Annotated in this window: 10 protein-coding genes and 7 pseudogenes; 11 read left to right on the plus strand and 6 right to left on the minus strand. The window is 60.1% G+C overall.

The genetic code is table 11. From position 1 onward, the window contains the following. Nucleotides 1–20: 20 nt before the first annotated feature. Nucleotides 21–278, plus strand: a pseudogene (locus G6P99_RS11700) (transposase); the annotation flags it as partial. 116 nt (nucleotides 279–394) lie between these two features. On the opposite strand, the gene G6P99_RS11705 reads toward G6P99_RS11700, so the two are convergent. Together G6P99_RS11705 and G6P99_RS47590 are read right to left on the minus strand one after the other, a co-directional pair. After that, on the minus strand, nucleotides 395–1,774 hold the full coding sequence (locus G6P99_RS11705) for an IS5 family transposase (RefSeq protein WP_246709512.1): 1,380 nt from the start codon (nucleotides 1,772–1,774) through the stop codon (nucleotides 395–397). A gap of 297 nt (nucleotides 1,775–2,071) precedes the next feature. After that, nucleotides 2,072–3,130, minus strand: a pseudogene (locus G6P99_RS47590) (IS110 family transposase); the annotation flags it as partial. A gap of 73 nt (nucleotides 3,131–3,203) precedes the next feature. On the opposite strand from G6P99_RS47590, the pseudogene G6P99_RS11725 reads away from it, so the two are divergent. Further along, nucleotides 3,204–3,586: pseudogene (locus tag G6P99_RS11725) on the plus strand (IS3 family transposase); the annotation flags it as partial. A gap of 18 nt (nucleotides 3,587–3,604) precedes the next feature. Here the strand turns inward: G6P99_RS11725 and G6P99_RS11730 are convergent. Next, nucleotides 3,605–3,964: pseudogene (locus G6P99_RS11730) on the minus strand (IS110 family transposase); the annotation flags it as partial. Between the two features lie 8 nt (nucleotides 3,965–3,972). Between G6P99_RS11730 and G6P99_RS11735 the strand changes: the two are divergent. From G6P99_RS11735 to G6P99_RS11760, 6 genes and pseudogenes are all read left to right on the plus strand, one after another. Further along, nucleotides 3,973–4,122 (plus strand): hypothetical protein, encoded by a 150-nt coding sequence (locus G6P99_RS11735; RefSeq protein ID WP_156929111.1) that lies wholly within the window; start codon nucleotides 3,973–3,975, stop codon nucleotides 4,120–4,122. A 1,575-nt stretch (nucleotides 4,123–5,697) separates the two neighbouring features. Further along, nucleotides 5,698–5,883 (plus strand): hypothetical protein, encoded by a 186-nt coding sequence (locus tag G6P99_RS11740; protein WP_165128209.1) that lies wholly within the window; start codon nucleotides 5,698–5,700, stop codon nucleotides 5,881–5,883. A 515-nt stretch (nucleotides 5,884–6,398) separates the two neighbouring features. Further along, nucleotides 6,399–6,791, plus strand: a pseudogene (tnpA, locus tag G6P99_RS47595) (IS66-like element accessory protein TnpA); the annotation flags it as partial. A gap of 64 nt (nucleotides 6,792–6,855) precedes the next feature. Then, nucleotides 6,856–7,209 carry an IS66 family insertion sequence element accessory protein TnpB gene (gene tnpB / locus G6P99_RS11750; protein WP_165128211.1) on the plus strand — a complete coding sequence of 118 codons (354 nt, stop codon included), beginning with the start codon at nucleotides 6,856–6,858 and terminating at the stop codon, nucleotides 7,207–7,209. A gap of 83 nt (nucleotides 7,210–7,292) precedes the next feature. After that, nucleotides 7,293–8,876: pseudogene (tnpC, locus tag G6P99_RS11755) on the plus strand (IS66 family transposase). A gap of 174 nt (nucleotides 8,877–9,050) precedes the next feature. Then, nucleotides 9,051–9,557, plus strand: a complete 507-nt coding sequence (locus G6P99_RS11760) for a hypothetical protein (RefSeq protein WP_051346669.1) — start codon at nucleotides 9,051–9,053, stop codon at nucleotides 9,555–9,557. A gap of 165 nt (nucleotides 9,558–9,722) precedes the next feature. On the opposite strand, the gene G6P99_RS11765 is transcribed toward G6P99_RS11760, so the two are convergent. Both G6P99_RS11765 and G6P99_RS11770 read right to left on the minus strand, forming a co-directional pair. Then, the gene (locus tag G6P99_RS11765) at nucleotides 9,723–9,902 is read right to left on the minus strand and encodes a ChaB family protein (protein ID WP_165129329.1); all 180 of its coding nucleotides are present in this window, start codon (nucleotides 9,900–9,902) and stop codon (nucleotides 9,723–9,725) included. Nucleotides 9,903–9,948: 46 nt separating this feature from the next. Next, nucleotides 9,949–10,679 (minus strand): annotated as a pseudogene (locus tag G6P99_RS11770) (CBS domain-containing protein). A gap of 243 nt (nucleotides 10,680–10,922) precedes the next feature. Here G6P99_RS11770 and G6P99_RS11775 point away from each other — a divergent pair. After that, nucleotides 10,923–11,384, plus strand: coding sequence for a CBS domain-containing protein (locus tag G6P99_RS11775; RefSeq protein WP_165128213.1), 462 nt, complete (start codon nucleotides 10,923–10,925; stop codon nucleotides 11,382–11,384). A 96-nt stretch (nucleotides 11,385–11,480) separates the two neighbouring features. After that, nucleotides 11,481–11,696, plus strand: a complete 216-nt coding sequence (locus G6P99_RS11780; protein WP_224496626.1) for a YgaP family membrane protein — start codon at nucleotides 11,481–11,483, stop codon at nucleotides 11,694–11,696. Between the two features lie 102 nt (nucleotides 11,697–11,798). On the opposite strand, the gene G6P99_RS11785 is transcribed toward G6P99_RS11780, so the two are convergent. After that, nucleotides 11,799–13,055, minus strand: a complete 1,257-nt coding sequence (locus G6P99_RS11785) for an HAD-IC family P-type ATPase (RefSeq protein ID WP_246709514.1) — start codon at nucleotides 13,053–13,055, stop codon at nucleotides 11,799–11,801. Between the two features lie 230 nt (nucleotides 13,056–13,285). Here G6P99_RS11785 and G6P99_RS11790 point away from each other — a divergent pair, with 230 nt between their 5' ends. Continuing rightward, nucleotides 13,286–13,471, plus strand: coding sequence for a hypothetical protein (locus G6P99_RS11790; RefSeq protein WP_334261994.1), 186 nt, complete (start codon nucleotides 13,286–13,288; stop codon nucleotides 13,469–13,471). The last annotated feature ends 105 nt before the right edge of the window (nucleotides 13,472–13,576 follow it).

The following is a 13,576-nucleotide window of genomic DNA, read 5'->3' on the forward strand; positions in this document are numbered from 1 at the left end:
GGCTGGGAGGAGCGACGACGATGAAGGCCTCGAAGTTTTCGGACGCCCAGAAGGCGTTCATCCTGAAGCAGGGCAGCGACGGGGGTGCGGTGGCGGAGATCTGCCGCAGGGCCGGGATCAGCCAGGCGACCTACTTCAATTGGAAGAAGAAGTATGACGGGCTGCTGCCGAACGAGATGCGACGGTTAAAGCAGCTCGAGGAGGAGAATGGCAAGCTGAAGAAGCTGGTCGCCGATCTGTCGCTCGACAAGGAGATGCTGCAGGACGTGATCCGCCGAAATGTATGGTCTGCCCCGCCCGTGCAAGGCTCTTGAGCGATCCGACTTCGACAGTCTGCGTAAATGTATCCGGCCTCTCGCGAGTGGGCTGCGGTTGCAGCCAGGCCATGATGAGATCAGCACGCCGCGTTCCCAGATAGTTTAGTTAGTCGTCGGTTAAGAAGCCGATTTGAGTGGTGTGCGGTGGCTGAGAAGAAGGCAGCCAGGAAGAGGTACCAAAGAGCCCTTAGCCAGGCGAGGATGCGGCGGAAGTTGTAACCGACGGCGGAGAGGATGACGTTGGCGGTATCGCCGGCGCGGCCTTTGAGGTAGCAGCGGCCGAGGTGTCCGTCAGCCTTCAAATGGCCGATCACGGGCTCGATAGCGGAGCGGCGCCGCAGCTGGCGCTTGATAGTGCCGAAGACGCCGCGCTTCTGGCCGGAGATGAAGACGCGGCGCGGGTTCTGTGCGTCATGGCCGCGGTATCCCTTGTCGACAAAGGCGCACTCGATCGCGCAGCCGGTGAGTGTCTCGGTTCGGTCGATGACGTCCCGCAGGGTGTGACCGTCGTAAGGGTTATCGGGCAGCGCCTTGGCGTGCAGCACGAACTGGCCGCCGGGAGCAGGCCGGTTGTTGGTGACGATGGAAGCCTTCACGCCGAACTCGTAAGGCGCGCTGGCCTTGCCCTTGCCGATGCACTCCACCTCGGGGGCATGGAAGGAATACAGCTTCCAGCCGCGCGGGCGCTGCTGCTGCGAGCGGATCTGCGTGGCCCGGCTCAACGGGAGTGCGAACGCCTCTTCGAGCGCATCCTGGCCTTCGATCTTGCGGCGGATGTCGCGGATGATCCGGCCCAGGCGGCTGCGCAGGATGCGCAACTGCCGCTGGTGCCGCTTGAACTGTTTGGCATGGGCGTAGCGTCCCGCCATCATCGCGGTGGCCTTGGCGATCCGAGAATAGGATTGCCGCAGCCGCACTCCGTGCTTCCTCGCTAGCCGGTTGAGCCCCTGGATCGCCGCATGCAGCAGCTTGGCATCGGTCGGAAAGGTGATGGCCTTCGGCTGCACCGTGGTGTCGACCGTGACCCGCTCAAGGTCCTTGCCGCGTAACGCGCCGACGTCGTGCGCCACCCGCAGGCTCTCGGCCAATAGCAGTTCCAGTCTGTCGCCGAGCCGCTTGCGCCAATGGCTCAGGTCCGAGCGCTCGTGCGGGAATGCGTGCTGGAAGAACTCTTCGCCAGTGAAGTACTGGAAATACGGGTCGTGGACCCAGCGTTCGCATACCCCCTCATCGGACAGCCCGTAAATGTGCTTGAGCAACAACAGCCCGATCACGAAGCGGGTCTCAATCCCCGGCCGGCCGTTCTCGCTGTAGAGCGGCGCGATCTCGCCGTCGATCCAGTCCCAATCGATCTTGCCGGTGAGCCGGACCAGCTCGTGCTTCAGATTGATGATCTGGTCGAGCCGCGCCCGGAAAAAATCGTTCGCTCCCGTCGTTTTGTGCTTCTTCGGCCGCATCGTGCCCTCCGATGCGGACAGGGAATCATGCTTCGCCCATCGAGGGAATCTCGAAAACGAAATTGCAAGCTTCCGATGCGCAAAACACCAAAACCTTGCAATCTCAGAACGTCATTCCAGCCAAATTACGATTCCAGATCAGTCGCCTGGAAGCTTCTTAACGGGCGACTAGTTAATCGGGCATGTTTTCGGCGAAGGGCTTACGCGGCGCCGATCAACTGTCTCGTCATCAGGACTCGAACCTCGCAGTCTGCTGCCCGGGCTTGCGGGAATGCGGGAAGGCGCCGCTCGTAGGTCGAGCCGGGCCGCGTAAAGGATGACCCAGGCCACCCGCGCAATCTTTGCAGCCAGGGCCACGGTGACCTTGTTGGTATGCATGCGCTTTTCGAGGCCGGTCAGCCACGAACCCAGGCGATTGGAAGTACGGTTCAGATGCATGACGCATGACCTTGCGCCGTAAATCAGCAGCCGTCTGAGGTAGTGATTGCCTCTTTTGCTGATCCCGAGGAGGGTCGTCTTACCACCCGTTGAGTGTTCGCGAGGGACCAACCCAAGCCACGCGGCGAGGTCCTTGGCCCTTCGGAACTGACTAGCATTGCCGGCGCTCGCGACGAATGCCGTCGCCACCAGTGGGCCTATCCCGGGAACAGTCATGAGCCGGCGCGTTCGTTCGTCACTCGCCGCCAAAGCCTCGATTTCACGAGTGATCTCGGCGATGCGGTGTTCGATGTGACCTGCCACTGAATTTTCATCCGGCAGCAGTTAGAGTCTCGGGGCTTTGTACGCCAAGTGGCGCGGGTGGAGCAACGGACGATCGGCGGAGCTGGTCGGGGTTGCGCAGCCGATCGTCCGTTGCGGTGAGGTGGGCGGCATAGGCCGCGGGGGTCAGGTATCTCAGCGACGATCGAGGCAAAATGCCCGCATTTGGCAGACGAGCTGAGTTCGCAGGCCAACCTTCTGATCTCGGATGCGGTGCAGCGCCTGGATGTCGACCTGGGCTTCCGATTTGATCTCAACAAAGCGCATCGCGGGTCGGGTGGCGGCCTCGGCGATCGCTTCCGCATCGATGATATCGTTCTTGTTGGACTTCACGTAGGGCTTCACGAACTGCGCAGGTATCACTCGGACCACGTGCCCAAGCTCTTGTAACTTGCGCGCCAGCCATTGGGAGCCTGGGCAAGCCTCCATCGCGACGGCCGTACGCTGCGCGGCGTCGAAGAACTGCAAAAGTGTGTCGCGGCGGAGCTTTACTTTTTGAATGACTCTACCGCGTGCGTCTGTTGCTACGACATGGAAAACATTCTTTCCGATATCGATGCCGAAGACAGCGGCAGGCTGAGGCTTGTTGCGCAACATTTTTCTGGTCCTTTCTCGGTCGAAAACTCGCCGCGCAGTATGCGCGGGTTCGGCGGGGCAGACCATCGCATTAGCTATGAAGCCTGGCCGGAAGCGCAAGCTGTCGACGAGGTCCGCAGCGAATGGCAGGTCTCGATCCGCAGGGCCTGTGACGCTCTCGAATTTGACCGCTCGATCCATCACTACAAGTCCCGTCGCTCCGGCCAGGCTGACCTCGAACAGAAGATCAAGGAGATCTGCCATATTCGCATCCGCTACGGCTACCGCCGTGTTCACGTCCTGCTGCGTCGTGAAGGCTGGCGCCATGGCCAGAACAAGACGCGGCGCATCTATCGCGAATTGGGCCTGCAATTGCGCAACAGAACGCCCAAGCGCCGGGTCAAGGCCAAGCTGCGCGATGATCGCAGGCCGGCGACACGATCGAACGAGACCTGGGCGATGGATTTCGTCCACGATCCTGGCGACCGGACACAAGTACTCCTTCTCGGCGGATTCCACGCGTGCTCGTTCCTCAGCTCTCTTCGCGGGGATGTTGTAATCATAGGCCGATCCACGCTTGGCATGGCTGGTGGGTAATCCAGCGCGCAGTTCGATGCTCCGGAACTTGCGCGCCAGCAGGGCCGGCCTGGTCCAGATGTAGTCAGTGCTCTTAGTCAGCATATGCCAGATGATCATCGTCAGCTTCCGCGCCGTCGCGACTGCCGCGATGTGCTTGCCGCGTCGTGAAGCCACGCCCTGGAAGAATGCACGCAGCGGTCCCGGCGAACGGGCTACAGCCCATGCTGCTTCGACGAGCATTCCGCGAGCTTGGCCGCGGCCCTGCTTGGTGATCCTGTCCGATCATGATCGAGCTGATTCGGATAATGGCGGCAATCGGCATCGCGCTGGTCGAATCAATCGTCGCCTGGTTCGAGACCAAGGCCGTGCTTGAGCGAGGGCAACTCTCAGGCCAGTCAGCACGGCCTGACTCGTCACCGGACAGCGGATCATAATTTCTGACATATCGAACTCGGCTGCAACTAAGCCTTGCTATATATTCATGACAGCGCGCAGTGTGAGGCTCAGAGATGAGAAAGAGCGACGTAATATGTTCCTGCTGCGGCGCCGGTTTTCGTCGCCTCGAATTATCATCACAGCCCGGGAAGAAAGGCGAGTATCGCTGCCCGGCTGATCGACGTGTGGCGAAACAGCTTACCGAAAGACCGCTGGCGACCAGTAGGGATACACCTACTTTAGACCGTCATGGACTCAATCTTCGACCTATGCCACCCGCCCTCATGCCCGAGCCGAAGTCGGCGCTCCGTTGAACTCGGTCAGCTTCTGAATGTGCGTGATAGCGGCGCTGACCTCGTCGAACAGCATCTCGAGCATCATCCGCAGGCCTGCCGCACCTTCGCGCGGGGATTGGCACTCGCACGCTTCCAGCCGGACGCAGCATCGCCAATCCGAAGGATACCGAAAATCTCCAATTGCTCCACGCCATCTCTACTTTCGCCGCGCACCACAAGAACAAGGCGCTGGTCCGGCATCCTTTCGAAGAAACTCACGATGGCGAGACCGTCAAGTTTTATGCCGAAGAGGAGGACATTCTGATCATCTGCCGAAGCTTGGTGTCCCGATGATCATGCGTCGGATCCAAAATGCGCGTCGATCGCTGCTGCACTTAGAAGCGACGCCTTTGCGACCAAAGTGCCATTTGAAGCCGGTGTTCGACAGCTTCTTCCGCGTTTTCCGCGAAACCTGAATCCAGGTTTGAGCGGCTTGCCCGTCCGCAATCGCAGGAACCGCTCGAGGGCCACGCCCGGCGCGCACCGCAATCCTTAGAAGGCGGCTTGCTTGTCGCGTGCGGCCCGGCGAACCGACTGTACCAGGTCGGCGATGTCGCGACGGATCGGCCACATCGCATCGAACGAGTTCCTAATAAGATGGGACCTGCTCTTCATTGATCAGACTAGCAGGCTCGTAAAGAATGATTCGGTGACCTCACTGACTGACGGCTCCTTCTCGTTAGAAGTGGCGACGGTGACGAATTGGTTTTTGCAGTTCCAGCAGTGCCAAAGATCCTGGACTTCCTGCGCGTTGGCGCGTTCATACCATTCGAGATGGACTAACCCAGAACCACACCGAGGACACTGTGGTTTTGAGATCGATGTCATGTGGAACCTCCTTCGTTTCGCATTGTGCAGCGTGCCATTCCTGGTAGTTTCGGAAATGATCTGCATCAAGATTGCTCGTGAGAGATGAGCCGCGCGGTAATTGCCGCGTACTTAAAGATCGGCGACATCCGGGATCGAAAGCCTTCGCTTGTGCAGTCAAGTCGGCATTTGCCTTAGATCAAGAGTTTACGATTGCGGCTGGCTGTTCCCGCAGCTTCGCCTTCTCAAGCGTAACGAGATCACGGCAGCCCTCGCAGGCAAGTTGTGGTTCGTCGTGAGGCCCCGGCATAGCGTACTCATATCCATAGCCGGAAGCAGGACCGGGAGGATTGGAGCCGAAAAGCCCGTGGCCTTGCCCCGGATCGTCCTTAAGGACGCAGCGAGGACAGTACCGGTCGGCGGCTTGCCGAGTTGGCATCCAAATTCTTTCCGAAGGGCGTCTCCCTGCCACGTCGTGCCATCGCGCCTGACGAGCTTTCTGGCGCGCGCGAAAGCATGGCGTTCAGCCGCGTCGTCGCCAATACGGATCGTCTGGTCCAAGTGGAAAGGGCAAACCGCTATGGCATGGGTCGTTTCCAGCGCGTAGTGTACGGCTGAACCGAGATCATCCGCGTAATAGGTTCCGGACATGCGCGCCTCCTGCTCGGACGTAACGGGCTCGGAGTACCTGTTGGTCCGAGCCCATAGCCTAAACAGCTTTAGACAGGCAGGTTGTTCGGCTACACCGCTTGTCTAGCGCGATACAGCAACCGTGTTTTTGATGTAGCGCAAAGAAGCTCCGCTCTTGGTCAGAGAAGTGCCAGCTGCGTATGCCGCCCGGGTGTTGCCGTTGCGGCAAGCGTGCCCCCGGCGTGTAGAGGATGCCCATTCACCCGGACCCACAGCAGCAGGATTAGGGACAGATTCGCGTGGCCGAAAGCATCGCGGATAAGTTTCACGCATCTATGATCGGCGTTTCAGCGTCCGCCATCGATCCTCCCTTTGTCGCCGAGGGGTGATCATCGATCAGACTACTGAAGAGGATATCAGTAAGCGCGGCCTTCTACGCACCTTTTTATGTTGAGAGAGCTGATGCATGAGGTGTCCACCAAATGTGAGGTGGACACTACGTGATGGAAGAAGGACAGAAGCTGCGGGTGACGGTTGTGCACCCGAGCGGACGACGAACATTTGATCCGGTAGCTAAGGAGCATCTTATCGCCGCCTGCCTTGAGCTGGGCGCTTCGGTTGCCAAGCTGGCGCTCGAACATGGGGTCAATGCGAACCTTGTGTGGAAGTGGATACGCCAGCACCGGTTCGCAAAGAAGGAAACGGTGGCGATCGCGCCGCCTTCGACGCCGGCGTTTATTCCGGTTCAGATCGAAGGCACCCCGGATCGGTCGAGGCAGGACAGTGCTGCTGTGCAGGACCTGCGACCCAATGATCCTGGGGTGCAGCTCTCGGAACTTGAGCGGACAAGCCCTCTTTCCTCTCCGGCCAAGGTGAACGCATCACTGCCGAATGGACTGCAGCTGACGCTGGAATGCGGTGATGTACGAGCGGTGACGGCGATAGTCGGAGCGTTGTGCGATGTTCAGACTGGCCGCGGACGTTCAGGTCTACCTGCACCGCGAGCCGATCGACTTCCGGGCCGGCATCAACAGCCTCGCGGTGCTGGTTCAGGAGACGATGGCACTCGATCCATTTGCCTCTGCTGTGTTTGCTTTCTGCAACCGTCGTCGCGACCGGATGAAGCTCCTGTTCTTCGATCGGTCAGGGTTTGTGATGGTGTTGAAGCGGTTGACCGAGGATAAGTTCCGTTGGCCTCGGCGCCAGGAAACGGTGGTACGACTTACGAGCGAACAATTGCATTGGATCCTCGACGGGATCGACATCGATGCGATGGTCCGCCATCCGGTGCGACAATATCGGGTTGCTGGCTGACAGATTGCCGGTCTACGGCTTGCAAATATCCCGGGCGGCTGAACTATCTTGACGCCACGGCATGCTTCCGATTCAAGAATCCGATGAATCGAACGGGCGAACCGAGCGTCACAGAGCTGATGGCGCAAATAACCGCGCTGCAAGTGGAGAACCGCCAGCTCACCGAGTGCGTCTCCAGACTTGAGGAGGAACTGGCGCTGGCGCGACTGCATCGCTATGCGGCGCGCAGTGAAAAGCACATTGATCGCGTCTTTAACGAGGCCGAAGAGGCTGCGGTTGGCGATAAAATCTTTGACGAAATCGATGCTGCCGTCGATCTGCCCGATACCGGATTGTCGCCTACTGGAAAGTCGGTGGGGAAGAAGCGAGGGCGCAAGCCGTTACCTTCGAGCCTGCCACGGGAACGCGTCGAATATGACATCCCCGACGATCAGAAGGTCTGTCCATGCTGCACCGGCCGGATGCATCGGATGGGGGAGAGCCTTACCGAGCAGACCCATATCGAGGCGAAGGCCAAGGTCGTGCAGAACGTACGGTTCAAATACGCATGCCGAAACTGCGAACGCACCGGGATCAACACGCCGATTGTCATCGCGCCGATGCCGGTGCAGCCCTTGCCGGGCAGCATCGCCACGCCTTCGACGTTGGCCTTCGTACTCGCTCACAAATACGTCGACGGCACACCGCTCTACCGTCTGGCACAAGCCGTCGAGCGCGCCGGCGCCACGATCACCCGCGGCGCTCTGGGGCATTGGGTGATCGGTGCGAGTGAGCGACATCTGCTCCGCATCTACGATGTACTGAAACTGCGGCTCGGGTGCCAGGCCCTCATCCACGGCGACGAAACAACGGTTCAGGTATTGAAGGAAAAGGACAAGGAAGCCTCCAGCACCTCGTACATGTGAGCCTATCGCAGCGGCGAGGACAGTGAGCAGCCGATTGTGCTGTTCGATTATCAGCCTGTTCGTGGGCAGGAACACCCGCAGACCTTCCTTGGCGACTACCGCGGCATCTTGATGAGTGATGGTTACTCGGCCTGGCGCACGTTGAAAGGCGCCACGCATATCGGATGCGTGGCCCACGCCAGGCGGCGCTTTGTCGACGCCCTCAAGGCGAGGAAGAAACCCGGCGGGCCGCCGGCGCAAGCCCTCAAGTTCTTCGACCAACTCTACCGGATTGAAAGACAGGTGCGCGACGAAAAACCGGATGACGGCGAAACGCGGGCCAATTACAGGCGCCGCTTCCGCCAGCAACACAGCATTCCTGTCCTGAACGCTCTCAAGGCATGGCTCGAAGCAATCGCCCCAAAGGTCGTGCCCGACACCAAGCTCGGCGAGGCTGTCTCCTATACGCTCAATCAGTGGGAATATCTGACGTGCTACACCGAGGACGGCGAGATGCCGATCGATAACAACCTTCTTGAGCGCGACATCAGAATCTTCGCCTGTGGCAGGAACAATTGGCTCTTCAGCGATACCGTTGATGGAGCCAGGGCCAGTGCCGTTGTCTATAGCCTGGTGCTGACCTGTCGCGCCTGTAGCGTTGAGCCCTTCGCATGGTTGCGACATGTCCTCACCGAATTGCCCCAGCGCCGCGACGACGACGATATTGAAGATCTACTCCCTCTCAACTTCCCCAAAAGCCGCAGCGCCGAAAACCCGGCCTGATATAACATAATCTCTCGTCCAGCAGCGAATCCACTGGCTCTCGTAGGGGCCGACTGATTCTATGCGAGATTCAATGTGACGAGAAAGTCGCGCTTACGGATATCAAGCGGATGCGCGCCGATCTTGCGGCGAAGAGCGAATGGTTGAGGAAGGTGCGGGCGGGAGCGCGATAAGGTGGAGTGGCAGCGTGCGCTGGAATCCCCGACCGCGTTCCTGGCGGAGCAGGCCAGGGCGGCAGATCTCGTTGTTTTCAAACGCAGGAAAATTCAGTCCGATTACTTTCACTACCTCGATTCGGATGAGGCCATTCTGCGGATGGGTCCCACGCTGTCAGTGCCGGAAGGTGTGACCAAGTTATCGGCCGACCGCGTCGTCGTCGGTTGGAAAGATACCCGCGAGGCACGTCGGGCGGTTCGAGACGCGTTGCCCTTCCTGATCCGGGCTTCGAAGGTGACGATCGCCGAAATCTGCGCGTCGGATGAGCAAGATGTAGCCGCGCGCGCGATGTCGCGGGCTACCTTGAACGGCACTGCGTCAATTGCCAGTTCGAGGTTCGCGTCCACACCGCGGAGCCAGACGCAGAGTACCTCATCAGGCTGGCGAGGACCGAAGGCGCCGATCTTATCGTTACGGGTGGCTATGCGCACAGTCAACTGGGTGAATGGATGTTCGGTGGCATGACGCGCGGCTTGCTGCAGCAACTCCAATCTGCCTGCTGATGTCGCACTAATCGCTTAAGTCGGGAGCCGCGGCAGCGGCGCTCTCGCCACCCTCCGACACTGATTGATCACCACAGTCAGCGCAATTCCCCGTTGAGTAGTTGTAGCGTATCGGCCTGACGGGCCTTCAGGCAGGCGCGCGCGCAACCCAATGATCACCATCCTTGACATAGGATCGCTTGACCGCCGACCACGCGGTCCGGTACGCGATTTCTTCCTGCCTGCGGTCGCCCGCATGCGCGGCAAATCCGTGATTGAGGGCCTCGCGATAGATTTCCTGGGCGTGGGGTGGCAGATGATTTTGGATCGGGAGCGGAAGGTATCATTCGAGCGATAAGGAATGTTGATCTCCGTCAATCCACCTGCGCCCACTCCTCGTCCTCGGGCGAGCGCTCAGACACGAGCCCATATACGGAACCGAACCGCCGCAGGTGATCATGGACCTTGACTACGCCCTTGACTTTCTCTGCGGCAACGATGGCGGCCGTCCGACAAGGTTCTTCGAAATTGTGCCGCTGAGATGAACGATTCCATCCTTGACGATCACGTTCAGTCCGGACGGGCACCAGTCCTTGTTCTCGATCTCCTCGACGACTTGTGCGCGAATACGTTCATCGTCAGTGGTAGGGTCGGCCACCCGGCCGGCCAGGCTTGCCGCCGCCTGCATCAGGTCTGACCGGGTCACAATTCCAGCGAGCTTCCCGTCTTGCACGACCGGAACGCGCTTGATGTTGTTTCTCTCCATGATCTCGACGACCTCGGCCAAGGTGACCTGTTCGTCCACCGTGATCGGAGCGGCGGTCATGATCTCGGCCACCTTGCAACCGCGCTCGTGAACGTAGTTTTCGGCGGCTTCGCCTGCGCCAAGGATCAATTCGAGCCAGCGGGCGCGCTTGCGTTGCGTGCCGATTTCACTTCTCCGCAGAAAATCGCTCTCGGACAGGATGCCAACCAGCGCGTGCCGCCCGTCGACAACCGGCAACCCGCTGATGTGATGCCGGACCATGAGGCTTGCGGCTTCCCTCATATCGGCTTCGGGAGCGATCGAAATGACGTTCCGGGCCATGATCTGATGAACTCGCACAGAAACCTCCCGTAGCTGATCTCTGAACTGATAAGCGTTGCAGGGCGACTGGTGCTTGATCCGCGTCAATCCGCCAGGCCGGTCGGCAGGTGATGCTTGCCGCGCCAGGTCGGCAACCGTGGAGCTGATTGCCGCTCGCCGCCGGCCCGGAAGCATCGAGCCGGCACAGTCTCAAGGTTGACGTGCATCAAGGCGGGCGCGCTGTGCCCATCCTAGACTAGAATCGCTAAATGGAGATAGCGCATGTTCGCAAAGGATGTGATGCGCGCCTCGTTCGCGACAATCGAGCCGGGCGCGGCGTTGCTTGATGCTGTTCGGCTGCTGCTGGAAACGGGTCAACGAGGCTTGCCCGTGCTCGACGGCTCCGGATCTCTAGTCGGCGTGATTTCGGAAGGCGATTTTCTCCATCGCAGGGAACTCGGCGTGCATTGCCCCGAAGGGTTCTGGCTCGAATGGCTTCTCAGCAAGGAGGAGGGAAGGCTCGTACGCGAGCGGACCCGGGCTCTCCGTGTTGATGCTGTCATGAGCCGCAAGCCCGTTTTCGTCGACGAGCATGCAACGGTAGACGAGATCGTCGCGGAAATGGACAATCATCAGATCTCGCAGGTGCTGGTACTTCGCGACACGCGGGTCGTTGGCATTGTGGGCCGTGCGCAGTTGCTCCTGGCGCTCGAGCAAAGCCTCAGCAGATCGACGACGGATTGAGCTGCGCCCCACCGGGTGGCAACGCGCGGTTGATCCGGATCAACTCCAGCGCATGCTGGCGGATGTTAGATGCGGTTCACAGGCAAGGAGGCTACCATGATGACCCGGAACGTCGGACGCGTTGATCAGTATGCCCGAATCATCATCGGTTTGGCTCTGACCGCTTATACCGTGAAGGATGGCTCGCTCGGGATAGGCTGGCTGGTTGCCGGGACCCTCGGCTTCATCCTGATCGCGACCGCATTCTTATCGTATTGTCCGCTCTACACGTTGCTGGGAGTGAACACCCGGCAGAATCCCAGCTCGGTCTAGAGATCTGGCAACGTTGATGAGCATAGATTTTACTCTTGCCGAGCTGCGATCACGGCTCGATCGCCTCGACCCCGGCGCTGTTTTGAGAATCTCCGAGCACGATTATGAGCGGCTGTTTGGAATCAACGAGGTCGCTGCCGCCAAGGTCGCGCAGTTTGCCGGGACGAATCGTTGCGTGAGCATCCCGGGCGCAGATGCGGTGTACTTCCGCAGATGGAGCACTGACGAGTACGAAACGAACGAATCGACCGAGTTGGCGTAGCGCGACGCTGCAGTATTCCGCTGCTCGCTACAGCGCCCCGCGGGATCGATATCCGCCGCAAGCGCTATTTTCGCTTCCGTCAGCGTGCCGGTCTTGTCGACGCACAACGTGTCCATCGCGCCAAGATCGTGGATCGCGGAGAGCCTTTTGACGATCACCTGTCTCTTGGCCATCCGCTGCGCTCCGCGCGCCAGCGTCACTGTCATCACCATCGGCAACAGCTCAGGTGTCAGGCCGACGGCCAGCGCGACGGCGAACAGGAACGATTCCATGGCCGCCCGATGCGCCACGAGATGGGCGAGCAGCACGAACAGCGTGAGGAAAATCGTCAGTCTCAGAATGAGCATACCGAGCTTCTGCACGCCCTGCTCGAGCGCACTTGGCGGATCGTTCGCCAAAAGCGCGGCGCTGATCATGCCGAAGCGTGTACGGCGCCCGGTCTCGACGACAAGCATGGTTCCGCTGCCGCCGACGACGCTGGTGCCGGCGAACAGGGCATTGCTAGCTTCCGCGGGCAGACTGGTGATACAGGGATCGGTCGTCTTGGCGGCCAGAAACGGTTCGCCTGTCATAAGGGCTTCGTTCAGTTGGAGATCGCGGGCCTCAAGCGCGACCCCGTCGGCCGGCACGAGGTCGCCCGTCCGGAGCTGCACGACGTCTCCGGGGACGAGCTCACTCACCCGCAGCGCAACGCTCGCGCCATCGCGAATGACATCAGCCTGGATCGCAACCGATCGTCGCAAGGCATCGACAGCGACTTCCGCGCGATGCTCCTGCACAATATCCAGCGTCAGCGACAGGCCCACCACGAGGACGATGATCGCAACGCTTCCCAGGTCGCCGCTGAATCCTGACACTGCTGCCGCCACGATCAGGATGGCAATCAGCGGATTGATCAGACGGTGCACGACCTTCTGCAGCATCGATCGCGTCTGGGAAGGCTCGGCGAGGTTCGGACCGATTTGCGCCAGCCGTCTTTCGGCCTCCTGTTGGCGCAGGCCGCGCCGTGGTGCATCGAGAGTACGCAACAGCGAACTGGTTGGCTCCCGCCAGAACGCCTCAACGGCTGGCCCATACGTTGACAGCTTGAGCGGCATGAGAGTCTCGCGATGCTGGAAAGGATTTGCGGTAAGTCATAGCGCGGCCGCATGGGCTCGAGGTTGATGTGGCTCAAGCCGTCCGGACCGCGTATGCCTTATTCCGACGTAGCTAATCCCTTGGTCAGGCTCGCAAACCCGCTTCAAGGGGCGGCCACGCCAGGATCGGACAGCGCCCGTCACTTGTTAACCTGCGTACGCACAGCTAGGATGACGGACCCTGTACGTGAATGGGAGCAGAAGACCGTCCCATGGAGCAGTTTGTTCACAACAAGAACCTGGCCTTGTTCAGGAAGAAGCGCGCTGATCCGCGGCTTACGGACGGGGAGCGCAAGATCGTGCACAAGCTGCTGGCGGACGAGGAGGCGAGGCAGATTGCGCCGCATAACGCGAAAGAGGATCGCAAGGCCGATTGACCTGGACCAAGGTCGGCTCCTTCGTCATCCGTTTCCCTGAACTTGCCGGTTGCCAATAGCTGGCAGCTTCAACTGTTTGATCGCAGGCACGCGGGTCCCGCGAAG

Source organism: Bradyrhizobium sp. 6(2017), from assembly GCF_011058295.2.
In the GTDB taxonomy this organism is placed as follows: domain Bacteria; phylum Pseudomonadota; class Alphaproteobacteria; order Rhizobiales; family Xanthobacteraceae; genus Bradyrhizobium; species Bradyrhizobium septentrionale.